We start from the raw sequence: 17,165 nt of genomic DNA on the forward strand, positions 1-17,165 counted from the left end.
TTACTGGGCGCTGCTCAGGGGCAGGCATGGATCAACCACGGTGAGGGGAGCGGCCATGCGTCGTGGCGGACCTTCGGTGCTCGGGATCGTACTGGCGGGCGGAGAAGGCAAACGCCTCATGCCCCTGACTGCGGACCGCGCGAAACCAGCGGTCACCTTCGGCGGGACCTACCGCCTCGTCGACTTCGTGCTGTCCAACCTCGTCAACGGCGACATCCTGCGCATCTGCGTGCTGACGCAGTACAAGTCGCACTCGCTGGACCGGCACATCACCACCACCTGGCGGATGTCGAGCCTGCTCGGCAACTACGTCACCCCGGTCCCCGCCCAGCAGCGGCTCGGCCCGCGCTGGTACCTGGGCAGCGCCGACGCGCTGCTGCAGTCGCTGAACCTGGTGCACGACGAAGGGCCCGAGTACGTGGTGGTGTTCGGCGCCGACCACGTCTACCGCATGGACCCGCGGCAGATGCTCGCCCAGCACATAGAGAGCGGCGCGGGCGTCACGGTCGCGGGCATCCGCGTGCCGCGCTCCGAGTCCTCGCAGTTCGGTGTGATCACCCCGGGCTCGGACGGCCTGACGGTCGAGCGCTTCCTGGAGAAGCCCGTCGATCCGCCCGGTCTCGCGGACGACCCGGAGACGATCTTCGCCTCCATGGGCAACTACATCTTCACCACCAAGGCGCTGATCGAGGCACTGCAGCGGGACGCCGACGACGAGAACTCCGTGCACGACATGGGCGGCTCGATCCTGCCCCAGCTCACCGAGCGCGGCGAGGCCCAGCTGTACGACTTCAGCGCCAACCACGTGCCCGGCGAGACCAACCGCGACCGCGGCTACTGGCGCGACGTCGGCACCCTGGACGCGTACTACGACGCCCACATGGACCTGATCGCCGAGCGGCCCGCCTTCAACCTGTACAACCGGCAGTGGCCCATCTACACCCACTCCAACCAGCTCTCCCCGGCCCGCTTCAACGCGGGCGGCATGGCCAGCGAGTCCATCATCAGCGCGGGCTGCCTGATCCGCGGCCAGGTCACCCGCTCCATCCTGTCGCCCGGCGTCAGGGTCGACCCGGGCGCCGTCGTCCAGGGCTCGGTGCTGCACGACAACGTCCACATAGGGCGGGGCGCGGTCGTGCGCGGGGCGGTGCTGGACAAGAACGTCGAGGTGCCGCCGGGCGCGACGATCGGCGTCAACCCGGAGCGGGACGCGGAGCTGTACACCGTCTCCAAGGGCGGAGTGATCGCGCTCGGGAAGGGACAGCTGGTCACGTAGGCGCCGGGCGGGTCAGCCGGAGGCCTCCCGCATCGCCTTGAGGTTCTTCATGATGGCCTCGCTGGTGGGTCGCACCTCCCGGGTCGGGCTGAACTGCAGGGCCTCGGTGCCGGGCGCGGTGCGCACGGGGACGTGACCGGGCGGCGTGTAGTAGGCGTCGCCCTCCTCGTAGACCTCGTCGTGGTCCGCGTAGTGGAAGGTCAGCTGGCCTTTGAAGACATAACCCCAGTGGGGGCACTGGCACCGGTCGTCGGGCAGTCCCTTGAGCAGTGGTGTGTGATCGATGTTCTCGCGGAAGGTCACGAAATCCACCGTGTAGTCGTCCAGCTCCTCGGAGCGGTCGAGAACGATCCCGAAGTCGCCGCCCTGGCTGGCCGTCTCTCTGGATACCTTCGACATCTCCCTCACCCCTTTCTGCCGAGTGACATCCCCATTCTTCGCCGGTGCGGGCGAGGGGGCCACTTGTCGCTCGGGCCTCGGCTTGTCATGTCCCTGGACGCAAGGCGGAATCCGTGTTGTCATGCCAACTGCTGTCCATGACAACGTTGTTATGGGGGTTCCGTGCACATCACCCTCGACCAGGGCTTCTGGCCCGACGGCCTGTACACGGCACCCGCCGACGAGGCCCTCGCGTACGACCCGAAGGTCCACAAGCAGCTCGGCTTCAACGCCGTGCGCAAGCACATCAAGGTCGAGCCCGACCGCTGGTTCTCCTGGGCCGACCGGCTGGGCCTCCTGGTGTGGCAGGACATGCCCGCGAGGACCGCCGGGGTGAACCCGTCTGCCGAGGCCCGCGCCGAGTACGAGCGCGAGATGAAGCAGATGATCGACGAGCACATCAGCAGCCCGTCGGTCGTCATGTGGGTCACCTTCAACGAGGGCTGGGGCCAGTACGACGAGGCCCGCATCGCCGACCAGGCGAAGGCCTGGGACCCGACCCGGCTGGTCAACTCCGTGTCCGGGCTCAACCTCGGGGCCGACGGAGGCACCGGCGACATCATGGACGAGCACGGCTACCCCAGCCCCGTCCTGCCACCCCACCCCGACGGCCGACGCGCCCTGGTCAGCGGCGAGTACGGCGGCCTCGGCCTCGCCGTGCCGGGACACGCCTGGTCCGTGCAGCAGTCGTACGTCGACGTCGACCCGGCCGCCTGCACCGACGACTACCTGGCCAGACTCGCCGAAGTGCACGCGCTGGCCTGCCAGGGGAGCAACGGCGCGGTCCACACCCAGATCTCCGACGTCGAGGGCGAGCTCAACGGCCTGCTGACGTGCGACCGCAAGGTGCTCAAGCCGGACGTCCAGCGTGTGCGCACCGCTCAGCAGGCCCTGATCCGCGACGCTTCCCAGACGACTCCCGCAGGCTGTCCCACCCCCTGAACCCCGGAGGAGGACCTCCGCCATGAGATGGACCCGGCGCCTGCGCCTGTGCACGGCAGGTGCGCTGGCAGCCTCCGCGCTGTTCGCCGCACCCGCCACCGCACGGGCCACCGAGCCGAACCACCGTCAACTCACCGATCTGGTCAACCCGTTCATCGGTACCGAGAACGAGGGCAACACCTATCCCGGCGCCGCCGTGCCCTTCGGCATGGTGCAGCTCTCCCCGGACACCGGCCACAACACCGGTTACGACCACTCCCAGAACCACATCCGCGGCTTCTCCCTGGTCCATCTGTCGGGCGTCGGCTGCGGGCTCGGCGGGGATCTGCCCGTGCTGCCGACCACGGGTGACGTCACGCAGACGGACTACGCCGAGTACGCCGCCGAGTTCAGCCACGACGACGAGGCCGCCGGCCCCGGCTACTACCGGGTCGGCCTGAAGAACGGCATCGAGGCCGAACTCTCCGCCACCGCGCGCACCGGCGTGCAGCGCTACACCTTCCCGGCAACCGACAAGGCCGACGTCCTGCTCAACGCGGCCCAGTCGCTGCACACCACGGTCTCCACCAAGGTCGAGATCCTCGACAGCCGCACCGTGCGCACCGCCATCACCGGCCGCGGCTTCTGCCAGGACACCCAGCCGTACACCGTCTACACGATCACCCGCTTCGACCGTCCCTTCACCGCGTACGGCACCTGGGACGGCTCGACGGTGACCGCTGGCTCGAAGAGCGGGCGCGACGGCGCGTTCGTCCGCTTCGACACCACCAAGGACCGCACGGTCGAGGCGACCACCGCCCTGTCCTACGTCGACGCGCACGGCGCCGCGGTCAACCTGGGGGCGGAGGGCGGGCGTTCCTTCGACGCGGTACGCCATGCGGCGCAGCAGGCGTGGGAGGACCGCCTCGACGACGTACGGGTGAAGGGCGGCGCGGACAGCCTGCGCCGGACCTTCTACTCGGCGCTCTACCGGTCCTTCCTGGCCCCGAACATCGGCAGCGACGCCGACGGCCGCTACACCGGCTGGGACCAGAGGATCCACCGCACCGACGGCTTCACCTACTACCAGAACTGGTCCCTCTGGGACACCTACCGCACCCAGTCCCAGCTGCTGTCCCTGCTCGCGCCCCGCGAGGCGCGTGACATGGCGATCTCGGTCATCAGGATCTCCGAGGAGAGCGGCTGGCTGCCCAAGTGGGGCTACGGCACCGTCGAGACGAACATCATGACCGGCGACCCGGTCACCCCGTTCCTCACCAACGCCTACCAGCAGGGGCTGCTCAAGGGGGCCGAAGGATACGCAGCGCGGGCGTACCGGGCGCTGAAGCAGAACGCGGACGGGGTGCCGCCCGCCGACTCGCCGGCGGTGGGCCGGGAGGCCAACAGGGAGTACATCGCAGAGGGGTTCGCGCCGTACATCAAGGGCCGCCCGCATGTGAAGCCGGGCGATTCGGACTACGACCACGGTGCCTCGGCGACCCTGGAGTACGCCCTGTCGGACGCGATGCTCGCCCAGATGGCCCGCGACCTCGGGCATGCGGTGGACGCTGACCGGTATGCCGCCCGCGCGCAGAGCTACCGCCACCTCTTCGACCCGTCGACCGGCTTCTTCCGCGCCCGCGACGCCTCCGGCGCCTTCACCGGACCGTCCGACCCGGCGCGGAGCGAGGGCTTCCACGAGGGCACGTCCTGGCAGTACCAGTGGCTGGTGCCGCAGGACCTGCCGGGCATGGTGGGCCTGATCGGCGGCGAGCAGGCCGCGAACGACCGGCTCGACTCCTTCTTCGCCTACGACCGGCTGCTGGCCGACCCGGCGAAGACGGCCCGCGAGGTGTGGGTCAACGGCCCGTACGACTACTACAACGCCGACAAGTACAACCCGCAGAACGAGCCCGACCTCATCGCCCCGTACACCTACCTCTCGACCGGCGAGCCGTGGAAGACGACCGACGTCGTACACGCGGCGCTGACCCTGTTCACGGACGGCCCGACCGGTATGACCGGCAACGACGACCTGGGCACCATGTCCGCCTGGAACGTCCTGTCGTCGATCGGGATCTTCCCGGTGCAGCCCGGCTACGACACCTGGGGACTGTCCACGCCGGTCTTCGACCGTGTCGACCTGACGCTGGACCGCCGCTACTTCCCGCGCGGAGCCCTGACGATCACCGCGCCCGGCACGTCCGCCGCCGAGCGGTACATCCAGTCGGCCCGCACGGACGGGAGGCCCTACGAGCGCACATACCTGACGACCGGTTCCCTGCGCTCCCTGCGCGCGCTCGACTTCACGGTCGGCCCGCGCCCGTCCGAGTGGGGAACCTCGGCGCAGGCGGCGCCACCTGCGCTGAAGTGACCTCAGATGTCTCTGGAGTCCCGCCTCTCACGGAGGGGCGGGACTCAATCTGCTGCTGTGCAGTACAGGGCCGGGCATGGGGCCGCTGCCGGTCTTGATGTGTGGTACTGCTTTCGAGCTGGATTTGTTGAGCCCGAGCACGCCTGACGGCGGTTATGTGGAGGCCGTGATGCCGGAACCCGTGGGCGAGGACCAGGCCCCGCGCAGCACGTTCATGTTGATCTTTCGTGGGGGTGCTGTTTCGCGGCCCGACCTGTCGCCGTCCGAGCTTCAGGCCCATGTCGAGAAGTGGTACCGCTGGTCGGAGAAGCTGGCCGGACAGGGCAGGCGCAACACCGGAATCGAGCTCGGGGGTCCGGGGGCCACAGTTCACGGTCGCGACCTGGTCACCGACGGACCGTACGCCGAGTCGAAGGATCTGGTGACCGGCAGCATGATCTTCGAGGCGGCCTCGCTGGAAGACGCCGTCGAGGTCGCGCGCGGGTGCCCGACGTACGAGTTCGGCGGGTCCGTCGAGGTGCGGCCGGCCCACGCTCATCGGGTCTGACACTCATGACCGAAGACCCCGATCCGCTCCCACCTGCGGAGCTGGTGGAGGACCTGTTCCGCAGGGAGTACGCGCACCTGGTCAGCGCGCTGGTCCGGGTCCTGGGCCCGTCGGACATCCCGCTCGCCGAGGACGTCGTCCAGGACGCGCTGGTGAGCGCCATGCAGGCGTGGCGCTTCGGGCTGCCGCGGGACCCCAAGGCGTGGATCATCCGGGCAGCCCACAACCGGGCGATCGACATCATCCGCCGGGAACAGCGGCGCCGCTCGTTCCTGCCCGAACTGGCGACGACGACGGCGCTGACCGACACCATCGAGGCGGCCCTGGCTCCGGCTGCCGAGGCAACCAGCCAGCTGGCGATGATGTTCGCTGTCTGTGATCCCAGCCTGAGCCGCGAGACGCAAGTCACCCTGGTCCTACGGTGGCTGTGTGGTCTGTCGCCCAAGGAAATCGGTCAGGCGTTCCTGGTGGACACCCAGACCATCGATCGGCGCCTGCACCGCGGCCGCGGACGCCTGCGTGCGCTGGGCCGGTTGCCCGACGTGGACGAACTGCCCGACCTCGACGTCCGGCGGGGCTCGGTCCTGCGATCGCTGTATCTGCTGTTCAACGAGGGCTACCACGGCAGCAACCCGCAGGACCCGGTCCGTCCCTTTCTGTGCGACGACGCTCTGCGTCTCACCGAGCTCCTGCTGCAGACGAAGACGACCGCGCATCCGGACGTGCACGCTCTGGCCGCCTTGTTCTGCTTCGGCGCTGCCCGTCTGTCCACCCGCATGGACGGGCAAGGCGTCTTCGTCCCCCTGGAGGACCAGGACCGGAGCCGCTGGGATCGGGCGCGTATCGAGAGCGGTCTGATCCATCTCGCCCACGCGGCCACCGGGGACCACATGTCCCGTTGGCATCTGGAGGCGGGCATCGCCTGCGAGCACGCGATCGCGCCGTCGGTCCAGGAGACGAACTGGGACCGGATCATCGGCTTCTACCAGCTCCTCGCCGAACAGTCCCCGAGCCCCGTCGTGGCGCTCAACCGTGCGCTGGCCGTGGCCGAACGGGACGGCGTGGACGAGGGCCGCCGCGAGCTGATCGCCTTGGCACAAGAGCCCAAGCTGTCCCGGTATCCCTTCTACTGGGCGGCACGTGCCGACCTGGAACGGCGGGCGGGTCGCCATGTGCCGGCCCGGGAGCACTACGAGCACGCGATCGCGCTGGCCCGCAGCCCCGCTGAGCGCGCGGCCTTCGAGCGCCGGATCGAAAGCCTGAAAATCTCCTAGAGGCGTGTCCGGTTTCGGCGGCCGCCGTTCGTCCTCCTCCTGAGATCGCCCGATCAGACCAGGAGAGACCGATGCCGGAGCCGTCACACGACCTCATCAAGGACCCCTGCAAAGAAGGACCTCCGCCCGCGACGGGACGCCGAGGCCTCGAACGCAGTGCGACAGGCGCCACCGCGGTAGACCCCGTCAACGACCTCGGCGGCGGCAATGCCGTGCCATCAGGCCACGTGCACCGGTGGCGCGCGTTCTCGCTGCTGGCCGTGGCGTACTTCATGACGGCCGTCGACATGCTGATCGTCAACGTCGCGCTGCCGACCATCGGCCGGGAGTTGCACTTCGCGCCGCCGGACCTGCAGTGGGTGGTGACCGCCTACGCCCTCACCTTCGGCGGGTTCCTGCTGCTGGGAGGGCGCGCCGCCGACCTGCTCGGACGCAGGCGCGTGTTCACCGCCGGGCTGGCGCTGTTCACCGCGGCCTCGCTGGCCTGCGCGCTGGCCGACAACGGCATCTTCCTGATCATCATGCGGGGCGTCCAGGGCCTGGGCGCCGCCCTGGTGCTGCCCGCCGCGCTGTCGATCGTGATGAACATGTTCACCGAGGGCGCCGAACGCAACAAGGCACTCGGCCTGTGGGGTGCCATCGGAGCCAGCGGTGCGACCGTCGGCGTGCTGGCCGGCGGTGCCCTCACCCGGTATGCCGGCTGGCCCTACATCTTCTACCTGAACGTGATCGTCGGCGGCGCCGCGCTGCTGCTGACCCGGCGAGTGGTGCCGGAAAGCAGGCTGCGGGACGCACGCCGCCGCTACGACCTGCTGGGCGCCGTCACGGTGACCGCGGCACTGGTGATCATGGTGTACGCGATCTCGCAGGCGCCGACCGCCGGGTGGACGGCCACCCGGACCCTGGCCCTGCTCGCGTTGTCGGCGGTCCTGCTGGCCGCGTTCGTGGCCATCGAGGCCCGGGCAGAAGCGCCGCTGCTGCCGCTGCGGTTGTTCCGGCTGAGCACCCTCGCCGGGTCCAACGCCGTGGGGTTTCTGCTCGGCGCCGGTTTCTACGGATACATCTTCATCGGCACCCTCTACATGCAGCAGGTGGTCGGCTACTCCGCGATGAACACCGGCCTCGCCTGGCTCACCGTAGGCCTGACCGGAGTGGTCCTCGCCGGGCCCGCGCAGATGCTCGTCACCCGCACCTCCATCAGGCTGGTGATGGCGGCCGGACTGACCCTGACCGGCGCCGGGATCCTGTGGGCGGCCCAGGCGCCCGCCCACGGCAGCTTCTGGGCGCACCTGGCCGGCCCTTTCTTCCTCACCGGAACCGTCACCTGGATCTTCATCCCGGTGTCGATCGGAGCCCTGGTCGGCGTCACCGAACGGGACGCAGGCATCGCCTCCGGCCTCATCGACTCGTCCCAGCAACTCGGCGGCGCGGTCGGGATCGCCGTCGCCTCCACCCTGGCGGCCACCCGGGCCCGCGACCTCCAGGCCCGGGGCCACGCCCTCACCGACGCGCTCACCGGTGGTTTCCACACCGCCCTGTGGGTCTGCGGACTGATCGCCCTGGCCGCCGTTCCCATCGCCTTCTTCCTCATCCGGCGTACCGACATCACCCCTCAGGAGAGCCACCATGCGCAAACTCATCGAATCGACACTCGTCACGCTTGACGGCGTCATCGAAGCCCCTGAACGCTGGTCCCTTTTCGACGACGAGTCCTCGGCGTACTCGCTCGAACAGCTCGGCAGCTACGAGGCGTTCGTCATGGGCCGGACGACCTACGAGACCTTCTACGCCAACTGGGGCAACGTCACCGGCAACCCGTACATCGAGCGCATCAGCGCCATGCCCAAGTACGTCGCGTCCCGATCACTGACCGAGACGACGTGGAATGCCACCCTGCTCGGTCCCGACCCGTCCGGCGCGATCGCGAAGCTGAAGAGCCGGCCCGGCAAGGACCTCATCAAATACGGCACCACTCGTTTCGACGCGGACCTCGTCCGACACCACCTGATCGACGAGTTCCGCTTCTGGTACATGCCGGTCGTGGCGGGCTCAGGGCAACGGCTCTTCGAACACGTGGACACCGCAGGGCTGCACCTCAGACTCACCGACGAGAAACGGCTGCAGAACGGGTCGGTCATCCTCACCTACGTGCCTGACTGACCTCGCCTCCCGAAGTGCTGGGCGGCCTCCGCCCACGTCAAGTACGGTGACTCGGCATGATCGAATCGGAGATGGAGATCAGCGAGGATCTGGTCCGTCATCTGCTCCGCGAACAGCATCCGGACCTGGCCGACCTGCCCATCCGCGAAGTGGCGGGCGGCTGGGGCAACCAGATGTGGCGACTCGGTGACGAGTTGGCCGTTCGGATGCAGCGGATGGACACGAGCCCCGAACTGCAGCTCAAGGAGCGCCGGTGGCTGCCGATGCTGGCCGCGCGCCTGCCGCTGCCGATTCCCGTTCCCGTACGGGACGGCGCACCGTCCGAGCGCTTCCCCAAGATCTGGACCGTCATGACGTGGGTCGAGGGCACGCCATTGGATCACGGCTCGATCACCCGCGGCGACCACGCGGCCGAGACGCTGTCGGAGTTCCTCAGGGCGCTGCACGTGGAGGCGCCCGCCGACGCACCGACCGCTTCGGACTTCGGTGCTCATCCCAAGGACTGCGCGGACGGCTTCGAGCACTTCTTCGAGGCCGTCGCCCCTGCCGACCTCGCCGACGAGATCCGTGCGGTCTGGGCCGAGGCGGTGGCGGCCCCACGGTGGCAGGGCCCACCGGTGTGGGTGCACGGAGACCTGCATCCTGCGAACGTCGTCGTGGCGGACGGGACACTGGCGGGGGTCGTCGACTTCGGCGCCCTGGTCGCCGGCGACCCGGCGTGGGACCTCGCGGCCGCCTGGCTGCTACTGCCCGCGGGCGGCGCTGCACGGTTTTTCGACAGCTACGCGCAGGCGGACGAGGCAGCGGTGCGGCGAGCGCGCGGACTGGCCGCGATGAGGAGCCTGTTCCTGATGTCGATGGGCCGGAACGGAGACCACGGCCTGCCCGGCGGCAAGCCGAACTGGGGGCCCGCGGGCCGGTCCGCACTTGACCGTGTCCTGAAGGGCCCTTGGGGCTGTCCACGCCCCTGACAACCGCTTCCCTGCGCTCCCCGCACCCGCCCGAGTTCACGGTCGGCTCGCGCCCGTCTGAGTGGGGTGCGCCGGGGCGGGTGGCGCCATCTGTGCTGAAGTGACCTCGGGTGTGTCTTGAGTCCCGCCTCTCACGGAGGGACGGGACTTAATCTGCTGTTAACTGTGCGTAGCTTGATCGTACTTGACCGTAATCGCCTGGGGGCGGTTGACTGCTGGCTCACCCTTCGTCGACGCGAGGCAAGCCATTGACTTCTGACCTGCTCGCTCCTCTCGACCTGGCGTTCTGGAACATCGAGTCCGCGGAACACCCCATGCACCTGGGCGCGCTGGGGATCTTCTCGGCGCACTCGCCCACCGCGGGCGCCCACGCCGCCGACCTGCTCGCCGCGCGGGCCGCGGCCGTACCCGGACTGCGGATGCGCATCCGGGACGTATGGCAGCCGTCCCCGCTGCGGCCGCTGTCCTTCGGCAGCGCCACCCGTGAGCCCGACCCCGGCTTCGACCCGCTCCACCATGTGCGGCTGCACGCGCCGACCGCGGACTTCCACGCCGAGGCTGGCCGGCTCATGGAGCGGTCGCTGGAGCGCGGGCGGCCGCCGTGGGAGGCGCATGTGCTGCCGGGGGAGGACGGGGTGTCCTTCGCGGTGCTGTTCAAGTTCCACCACGCCCTGGCCGACGGCCTGCGAGCGCTGACCCTCGCCGCCGCCATCCTGGACCCGATGGACATGCCGGAGCGCAAGCCCCGCCCCGCGGAGCCCGGGCCCGGCCTGCTGCCCGACGTGCGCAAGCTGCCCGGGCTGGTCCGGGGCACCCTGTCCGACGTGGGACGCGCCCTCGACATCGGCGCCTCGCTGGCCGTGTCCAGCCTGGGGGTGCGCTCCTCGCCCGCGTTCACCGCCGAGGCCACCGGCACCCGCCGCACCGCAGGCGTGGTCCTCGACCTCGACGACGTCCACCGCATCCGCAAGGCCCAGGGCGGCACCGTCAACGACGTCCTGATCGCCCTCGTGGCGGGCGCCCTGCGCCGCTGGCTGGACGAGCGCGGCGACGGCAGCGACGGGGTCCGGCCGCGCGCCCTGATCCCCGTCTCCAAGCGCCGCCCGCGCACCGCAAGCCCACAGGGCAACCGGCTCTCCGGCTACGTGATACGGCTTCCCGTCGACGACCCCGACCCGCTCGGCCGCCTCGACACGGTCCGCTCCGCCATGGACCGCAACAAGGACGCCGGCCCCAACCGGGGCGCGGGCGCCGTCGCCCTGCTCGCCGACCATGTGCCCGCGCTCGGCCACCGGCTCGGCGGACCGCTGGTCAGCCAGGCCGCCCGGCTCTGGTTCGACATCCTGGTCACCAGCGTGCCGCTGCCCAGCCTCGGTCTGAAGCTCGGCGGCAACCCGGTCACGCAGGTCTTCCCGTTCGCGCCGCTGGCCCGCGGACAGTCCCTGGCGGTGGCCGTCTCCACCTACCGCGGACACGTCCACTACGGCCTCGTCGCCGACGCCCGGGCCGTACCGGACCTGGACCGGCTGGCCGCCGCCCTCACCGAGGAGGTCGACACGCTCCTCACCGCCTGCGGTTCCTAGCCTCCCGGATTTTGGAGGACTGGCCCGGCGCTCCGTACAATTCCCCGTTCGAAAGCGGACGCGGTCGGAGCGCCGCGCGGGTGATCAGGGAACGGCAGCGCGATGACGGTGACAGACGAGGGCTCGGCGATCACGGACGAGGTCGTGCACGAGCCTGTTGACGAGGTCGTGTACGGCCCCGGCATCGACCCGGAGCGGCTCGCCGTCTGCCTCAGCGTGCTGGAGGAACTCGACAAGCTCGAGGTCGACCACCCCGACGCGATCGCCGTGCGCCGGGCCACCGCCGGCATCTACCGCACGGTCAAGCAGCGCCGCCGCCAGGAGCGCCGGGCCGCCAAGACGGCCCACGACAAGGCGGTCACGGAGGCCACGGCGACCGGCTCCGCCCAGCGCATCGACGACGAGACCGAGGGCATCCTGCCGTCGTCGGCGACGGAGGAGGGCAAGATCGCGGGCATACTCCAGCGCCCCCGCTCCTGCTACACCTGCAAGACCCGGTACGTGGAAGTCGACTACTTCTACCACCAGCTCTGTCCCGACTGCGCCCGCCTCAACCGCGGCAAGCGCGACGCCCGCGCCGACCTCACCGGCAAGCGCGCCCTGCTCACCGGCGGCCGCGCCAAGATCGGCATGTACATCGCGCTCAGGCTGCTGCGCGACGGCGCGCACACCACCATCACCACGCGCTTCCCCAAGGACGCCATCCGCCGCTTCAAGGCCATGGACGACTCCGCGGACTGGATGCACCGCCTGGAGGTCGTCGGCATCGACCTGCGCGACCCGGCGCAGGCCGTGGCCCTCGCCGACCAGGTCACCGAGGCGGGACCGCTCGACATCCTGGTCAACAACGCGACGCAGACCGTGCGCCGCCTGCCCTCCGCCTACGCCGCCCTGGTCGACGGCGAGAGCGCCCCGCTGCCCGCCGGTGAGCTGCCCGCCCACCACGTCATCGGCGCCTTCAACTCCGGCGCCGTCGACGGCCTGGCCGCACTGCCCCTCGGCACCAGCGGCCTGGACGCCCAGCAGGTCGCCGACCTCGCCCTGGTCGCGGGCAACGCCAGCGTCGCCCGGCACCTCGACGGCACCGCCATCGACGCCGGCGGCCTGGTCCCCGACGTCGTCGACACCAACACCTGGGTGCAGACCATCGAGCAGATCTCCCCGGTCGAGCTCCTCGAGACCCAGCTGTGCAACTACACGGCGCCGTTCATCCTGATCAGCAAGCTGCGCCCGGTCATGGCGGACGCCGCCAGGAAGGCGGCCAGCAAGCGCGCGTACGTCGTGAACGTCTCCGCGATGGAGGGCGTCTTCGGCCGCGGCTACAAGGGCGCGGGCCACCCCAACACCAACGCCGCCAAGGCCGCCATGAACATGGTCACCCGGACCAGTGGCCAGGAGATGTTCCAGACCGACGGCATCCTGATGACCTCGGTCGACACCGGCTGGATCACCGACGAGCGCCCCCACTACGACAAGCTGCGCCTGGCCGAGGAGGGCTTCCACGCCCCGCTCGACCTGGTCGACGGGGCCGCACGGGTCTACGATCCGATTGTGCGCGGCGAGCAGGGCGAGGACCTGTACGGCGTCTTCCTGAAGGACTACGCGCCAGGCAAGTGGTGAACCACCGGCCCCGACGTGTGGCCCGGCGCCCGCAGGGAACCCGGACCCTGGTGATTACCGCGCCAGGGAGTGACCAATGAGCAGTCCACACGGCATTGATCCGCGAGCGCAGAACGACCCGCGCAACCGCTATCCGACCGACGAACAGTTCTATGGCAGCGACCGCCCCGACCATGCCGAACTGCCGGAGGACCGGCCGCGCGGCGGCGGGGGCACGAGTTCGGTGAAGCACCGCGGCACGTGGGCCACGGTCGCGCTCGTCGCCGGCATCATCCTGCTGATCCTCCTGGGGATCGCACTGTTCCCGTGAGGGAGCCACAGCCACCGTCACGAGCGAGGTGGTGCGTATGAGCGAAGACGGTCGTGGACGGCGTACTCCCGCGCGGAGTGCGCCGTCCTGACGCGTGTGCCCCCGTCCACCAGCAGATCCGCGCCGGTGATCCACTGCGCGGCGTCCGAGGCCAGCCACACCACGGCCCGTGCGACGTCCTCCGGCTCACCGATGCGCCCCAGCGGCAGCCCGGCGGCCAGTTCCTTCTCGCCCCGCTCCCACACGAACCGTGCCATCTCGGTGCGCACAAGGCCGGGGGAGACCGAGTTGACCCGCACCCTCGGCGCCAGCTCCCCGGCGAGCTGTTGCGTCAGATGCAGCAGCGCCGCCTTGCTGGTGCCGTAGGCGCCGACGTTCGGCCCGACATGCCCCGCCCCCTCCGTGCACACGTTGACGACCGAGCCGCCGTGCTCGCGCATCCAGGCCCGCCACGCCCACTGCACCAGCCGGAGCGGCGCCTCGACGTTCACGGCGAACGCCTCCCGCCAGGCCTCGGGATCGGCGTCCATGAGCGGCCCGTACGGCTGGTTCGTCGCCGCGTTGTTGACCACGACGTCGATCCGGCCGAACGCGCGCAGGGCCAGCTCCGTGACCTCCCGCAGATGATCCGGATCCGCGACGCTGCCGCTCACCCCGATGCCGCCCAGTTCCTCGGCCGTGGAGCGCACCTCGTCCGCGTCCCGCGCGGTCACGCACACCAGCGCCCCCGCCGCGGCCAGCTGTCCGGCGACGGCCCGTCCGATCCCGCGGGTCGCCCCGGTGACGATCGCGGCCCTGCCGTCGAGCCCGTACCCGTCGAATGCGTGGCCCTTGTGTGCGTACGACGACGTCATCGCCGTACCGTCTCATGACGAGCCGTCAGTCGACAGCCCCGAGAGGGGAGTTGCGTGCGGCGACCAGCCCCAGCACCGTGCGCCAGTCCTCCAGCACGCCCGCGTCGAAGCCGGCGCTGCGGCCCTCCTCGTCCGCCTGGCGCAGGCACTGCAGATCCTCGTCGGCGGCCAGCCCGCCGCGATGCTGCTCGCGCACCAGCCGGGCGACGCGCTCCCCGAGCAGGCCCCGCACCGCGTCGGCCGCGCACTGCGGGTGGGCGCTCTCGTCGCCCGGCCGCAGCAGGGGGCCGATCGCGTGGACCAGGCCCGCGACCTGGAGCTCCTTGTCGGCGGGGCGGCGGCGCCGCAGCAGTGCGGCGGTCTGCAGCGCATGCTGGTGCAGATCGACCCGGCGACTTCGCAGGCCGGGGGCGTCCCACGAACCCCGGCAGGCGTACAGCAGATCCATCAGCTCCTCGACACTGCGCAGCTCCATGCGCCAGTCCTTCCGCCGGACAAGCCGTTGCCGTCCCGTCAGCAGATCATGGCCGCCTTGCGATTCGGCCAACGGGACTTGAACTGCGTGGCCGGTTCACCGTGCTCCGTGACCTCGGGTCACCGGTCAGGCAGCCGTGTCCCCGGGAAGCCGCTGTCCCGTCAGCGCCGAGAAGCAGTGCACGCCCTCCGCGCGGATCGCCACCCGCAGCGTGGCCCCGGCGCCGTACGTGGGGCGTCCCGGGAGCCGGACGACGAGCCGGGCGAGCCCCTCGCCCGACCACGCCGTCGTGTGGAGGTAGGCGACGGCACCGGTGTCCTCGACCCTCTCCACCACGAGGTCCAGCCCCGGGGTGTCCCGGTCCTCGGGCGAGAGGAACTCGAACTGCTCGGGCCGGACACCGAGCACGATCTCGTCGGTGCCCCCGGCCGCGGCCGCGGCCACCGTGTCCCGGGGCAGCGGCACGTCGAGAGCGCCGAACCGGGCCCCGGCCGAGGACAGCGGAAGCCGGAAGAGGTTCATCGCGGATGAGCCGACGAAACCGGCCACGAACGTGTTGGCCGGGTGCGCGTAGACCTCCCTCGGCGTGCCCACCTGCTGCAGCGCACCGTCCTTGAGCTCGGCGAGGCGATCACCCACGGCCATCGCCTCGGCCTGGTCGTGGGTGACGTACACCGTGGTGATGCCGAGACGGTGCTGCAGCCGGACGATCTGCATCCGGGTCTGCGCCCGCAGCCGGGCGTCGAGATGGGACAAGGGCTCGTCCATCAGATAGACCCGCGGATCCCGCACGAGCAGCCGCCCCGTCGCGACACGCTGCCGCTCGCCGCCCGCCGGCGACCTGGGCGGACGGCCCAGGAACTGCTCCAGATCGAGGACGAACGAGGCGTACTCGACGCGCTGCCGGGCACGCGCCCGGGACATGCGGGCGATCCTCAGGGCGAAGCCGATGTTGTCGGCAGCCGACAAATGCGGGTAGAGGGCGTAGTCCTGGAACACCATCGCGATGTCGCGGTCCCTGGGCGGAAGATGGGTCACGTCCCGGACGCCGATGAGGGTCGAACCCGAGTCGACGTCCTCAAGTCCGGCGAGCATGCGCAGACAGGTCGACTTTCCACAACCGGAAGGACCGAGCAGGACCATGAACTCACCGTCCCCGATCTCGAGGCCGAGCGAGTCCACGGCCGGCCGGTCCATCGACGGGAAGCACCGGGTGGCCCGGTCGAAGGTGACGGACGACATGACATCCCCCTCCCGGACAGGCCCCTAGCACCCAGCATGGAACGGGTGTTGCCTTTTCGGCAGCCCTGTCTACCGAACGAGTGACAGGAGAGGGGTTGGAAACCGGACGACTTATGACAGTAACCCCAAGTTTTCAGCCCCATAGAGCGGACGCCCGCTCATTTGGTTAATCTGGAGCGGACGGACAGCACCAACGGGTCCAACCCACACCCACGTCCGTCCCGGGGCAAGCCGGCAGACAACGGCCTGTTCTGACACGAGTTGCCGGCGCCACCGCGTCCGAACTGCTTTCGACTCACACCCGAGCGGGCGTCAGGCGCCGGACTGCACAGTGGCCTGCATGCCCCGAGGGTGACCCGACACATAAGGAGTGCGCGGTGACACCGGAGAAGACGAATCGCGAACAGCGCCCCAAGGAACGCACGGAGCGCCCCGGCCGACGGTCGGACGAACTCGGCAGCCTGGAAGTCTGGGCCCACGCGGCCCCCATCCGTCTGGCAGGCTACGAGGACGACCTCGCCGAGCCCCACATCCTGCCCAGCGTGGACTGACCCGGCAGGACCTTCGCGATCGCCGGCTGCATGGGCGTGCGAGACTCACGCCCATGCAGATCAGAGAAGCCGCGGCCGAGGACTGGCCGCGGATCTGGCCTTTCTGGCACCGCATCGTCGCCGCAGGAGAGACCTACACCTGGGACCCGGACACCTCCGAGGAGGCGGCCCGGGCCCTTTGGATGAACCCGGCAAAACGGGTCTACGTCGTCGAGGACGAGGACGGCGCCGTCGTCGGCTCGGCCTTCGTCACCCCCAACTACGGCGGCCCCGCGGCGCACATCGCCAACGCCGGTTTCATGGTCGACCCCGACCGGGCCGGCCGCGGCATCGGCCGCGCCCTCGCCGAACACGTCCTGGCCGCCGCCAGGTCCCAGGGCTTCCGGGGGATGGTCTTCAACGCCGTCGTCGAGACGAACCCGGCCGTGCAGCTGTGGACGTCCCTGGGCTTCGAGATCCTGGGCACGGTCCCGGAGGCGTACGAGCATCCGCGTTACGGGCGGGTGGGACTGCATGTGATGTACCGGGCGCTGTAGGGCCCGCCGGTCGTGCCGTCCGATGACGGTGGT

General features: G+C 70.2%; 16 protein-coding genes and 1 pseudogene. 13 read left to right on the forward strand and 4 right to left on the reverse strand.

Translation table 11 applies throughout. The features are described 5' to 3' along the window. Positions 1-55 precede the first annotated feature (55 nt). Positions 56-1,276: a glucose-1-phosphate adenylyltransferase gene (glgC, locus tag ACIBW9_RS18515; RefSeq protein ID WP_398956195.1), complete on the forward strand. Its 1,221-nt coding sequence runs from the start codon at positions 56-58 to the stop codon at positions 1,274-1,276. Positions 1,277-1,288: 12 nt separating this feature from the next. Here glgC and ACIBW9_RS18520 read toward each other — a convergent pair whose 3' ends face one another. Continuing rightward, positions 1,289-1,675, reverse strand: coding sequence for a hypothetical protein (locus ACIBW9_RS18520; protein WP_398956197.1), 387 nt, complete (start codon positions 1,673-1,675; stop codon positions 1,289-1,291). A 171-nt stretch (positions 1,676-1,846) separates the two neighbouring features. On the opposite strand from ACIBW9_RS18520, the pseudogene ACIBW9_RS18525 reads away from it, so the two are divergent. The 10 genes and pseudogenes from ACIBW9_RS18525 to ACIBW9_RS18570 form a co-directional block, all read left to right on the forward strand. Next, positions 1,847-2,656 (forward strand): annotated as a pseudogene (locus ACIBW9_RS18525) (glycoside hydrolase family 2 TIM barrel-domain containing protein); the annotation flags it as partial. Positions 2,657-2,678: 22 nt separating this feature from the next. Further along, the gene (locus ACIBW9_RS18530; protein WP_398956199.1) at positions 2,679-5,009 is read left to right on the forward strand and encodes a GH92 family glycosyl hydrolase; all 2,331 of its coding nucleotides are present in this window, start codon (positions 2,679-2,681) and stop codon (positions 5,007-5,009) included. A 76-nt stretch (positions 5,010-5,085) separates the two neighbouring features. Continuing rightward, positions 5,086-5,556, forward strand: a complete 471-nt coding sequence (locus tag ACIBW9_RS18535) for a YciI family protein (RefSeq protein ID WP_398956201.1) — start codon at positions 5,086-5,088, stop codon at positions 5,554-5,556. Between the two features lie 5 nt (positions 5,557-5,561). After that, positions 5,562-6,830: an RNA polymerase sigma factor gene (locus tag ACIBW9_RS18540; RefSeq protein WP_398956203.1), complete on the forward strand. Its 1,269-nt coding sequence runs from the start codon at positions 5,562-5,564 to the stop codon at positions 6,828-6,830. Between the two features lie 71 nt (positions 6,831-6,901). Then, the gene (locus tag ACIBW9_RS18545; RefSeq protein WP_398956206.1) at positions 6,902-8,494 is read left to right on the forward strand and encodes an MFS transporter; all 1,593 of its coding nucleotides are present in this window, start codon (positions 6,902-6,904) and stop codon (positions 8,492-8,494) included. After that, positions 8,457-8,990 (forward strand): dihydrofolate reductase family protein, encoded by a 534-nt coding sequence (locus ACIBW9_RS18550; RefSeq protein WP_398956208.1) that lies wholly within the window; start codon positions 8,457-8,459, stop codon positions 8,988-8,990. Before ACIBW9_RS18545 ends, ACIBW9_RS18550 begins: the two co-directional genes overlap by 38 nt. Positions 8,991-9,046: 56 nt before the next feature. Then, on the forward strand, positions 9,047-9,961 hold the full coding sequence (locus tag ACIBW9_RS18555) for an aminoglycoside phosphotransferase family protein (protein WP_398956210.1): 915 nt from the start codon (positions 9,047-9,049) through the stop codon (positions 9,959-9,961). A 248-nt stretch (positions 9,962-10,209) separates the two neighbouring features. Then, positions 10,210-11,544 (forward strand): wax ester/triacylglycerol synthase family O-acyltransferase, encoded by a 1,335-nt coding sequence (locus ACIBW9_RS18560; protein WP_398956212.1) that lies wholly within the window; start codon positions 10,210-10,212, stop codon positions 11,542-11,544. A 102-nt stretch (positions 11,545-11,646) separates the two neighbouring features. Further along, a complete protein-coding gene (locus tag ACIBW9_RS18565) occupies positions 11,647-13,164 on the forward strand; it encodes an SDR family NAD(P)-dependent oxidoreductase (protein ID WP_398956214.1) in 1,518 nt (505 codons plus the stop codon). A 76-nt stretch (positions 13,165-13,240) separates the two neighbouring features. Next, entirely contained in the window at positions 13,241-13,474 is a 234-nt protein-coding gene (locus ACIBW9_RS18570; RefSeq protein ID WP_115910705.1) for a hypothetical protein, read from the forward strand. Positions 13,475-13,491: 17 nt separating this feature from the next. On the opposite strand, the gene ACIBW9_RS18575 is transcribed toward ACIBW9_RS18570, so the two are convergent. The 3 genes from ACIBW9_RS18575 to ACIBW9_RS18585 all read right to left on the reverse strand — a co-directional run bounded on the left by ACIBW9_RS18575 (position 13,492) and on the right by ACIBW9_RS18585 (position 16,045). Continuing rightward, complete coding sequence (locus ACIBW9_RS18575) at positions 13,492-14,328, reverse strand: SDR family oxidoreductase (protein WP_398956217.1); 837 nt, start codon at positions 14,326-14,328, stop codon at positions 13,492-13,494. Between the two features lie 25 nt (positions 14,329-14,353). Then, a complete protein-coding gene (locus ACIBW9_RS18580) occupies positions 14,354-14,803 on the reverse strand; it encodes a hypothetical protein (protein WP_398956219.1) in 450 nt (149 codons plus the stop codon). Between the two features lie 126 nt (positions 14,804-14,929). Then, complete coding sequence (locus tag ACIBW9_RS18585; RefSeq protein WP_398956221.1) at positions 14,930-16,045, reverse strand: ABC transporter ATP-binding protein; 1,116 nt, start codon at positions 16,043-16,045, stop codon at positions 14,930-14,932. Positions 16,046-16,422: 377 nt separating this feature from the next. Here ACIBW9_RS18585 and ACIBW9_RS18590 point away from each other — a divergent pair, with 377 nt between their 5' ends. Then, positions 16,423-16,596: a hypothetical protein gene (locus ACIBW9_RS18590; protein WP_180292383.1), complete on the forward strand. Its 174-nt coding sequence runs from the start codon at positions 16,423-16,425 to the stop codon at positions 16,594-16,596. Between the two features lie 53 nt (positions 16,597-16,649). Continuing rightward, positions 16,650-17,132, forward strand: a complete 483-nt coding sequence (locus tag ACIBW9_RS18595) for a GNAT family N-acetyltransferase (RefSeq protein WP_398956223.1) — start codon at positions 16,650-16,652, stop codon at positions 17,130-17,132. Positions 17,133-17,165 lie beyond the last annotated feature (33 nt).

Source organism: Streptomyces sp. NPDC049541, from assembly GCF_044465725.1.
Classification (GTDB): Bacteria; Actinomycetota; Actinomycetes; order Streptomycetales; family Streptomycetaceae; genus Streptomyces.

Bases quoted from the DNA above. Each gene is read 5' to 3' on its own strand.
- ACIBW9_RS18520 (WP_398956197.1), bottom strand. From the start codon at position 1,675: ATGTCGAAGGTATCCAGAGAGACGGCCAGCCAGGGCGGCGACTTCGGG.
- ACIBW9_RS18570 (WP_115910705.1), top strand. From the start codon at position 13,241: ATGAGCAGTCCACACGGCATTGATCCGCGAGCGCAGAACGACCCGCGC.
- ACIBW9_RS18575 (WP_398956217.1), bottom strand. From the start codon at position 14,328: ATGACGTCGTCGTACGCACACAAGGGCCACGCATTCGACGGGTACGGG.
- ACIBW9_RS18530 (WP_398956199.1), top strand. From the start codon at position 2,679: ATGAGATGGACCCGGCGCCTGCGCCTGTGCACGGCAGGTGCGCTGGCA.
- ACIBW9_RS18535 (WP_398956201.1), top strand. From the start codon at position 5,086: ATGGGGCCGCTGCCGGTCTTGATGTGTGGTACTGCTTTCGAGCTGGAT.
- ACIBW9_RS18565 (WP_398956214.1), top strand. From the start codon at position 11,647: ATGACGGTGACAGACGAGGGCTCGGCGATCACGGACGAGGTCGTGCAC.
- ACIBW9_RS18540 (WP_398956203.1), top strand. From the start codon at position 5,562: ATGACCGAAGACCCCGATCCGCTCCCACCTGCGGAGCTGGTGGAGGAC.
- ACIBW9_RS18580 (WP_398956219.1), bottom strand. From the start codon at position 14,803: ATGGAGCTGCGCAGTGTCGAGGAGCTGATGGATCTGCTGTACGCCTGC.
- ACIBW9_RS18585 (WP_398956221.1), bottom strand. From the start codon at position 16,045: ATGTCGTCCGTCACCTTCGACCGGGCCACCCGGTGCTTCCCGTCGATG.
- ACIBW9_RS18555 (WP_398956210.1), top strand. From the start codon at position 9,047: ATGATCGAATCGGAGATGGAGATCAGCGAGGATCTGGTCCGTCATCTG.
- ACIBW9_RS18550 (WP_398956208.1), top strand. From the start codon at position 8,457: ATGCGCAAACTCATCGAATCGACACTCGTCACGCTTGACGGCGTCATC.
- ACIBW9_RS18545 (WP_398956206.1), top strand. From the start codon at position 6,902: ATGCCGGAGCCGTCACACGACCTCATCAAGGACCCCTGCAAAGAAGGA.
- glgC (WP_398956195.1), top strand. From the start codon at position 56: ATGCGTCGTGGCGGACCTTCGGTGCTCGGGATCGTACTGGCGGGCGGA.
- ACIBW9_RS18595 (WP_398956223.1), top strand. From the start codon at position 16,650: ATGCAGATCAGAGAAGCCGCGGCCGAGGACTGGCCGCGGATCTGGCCT.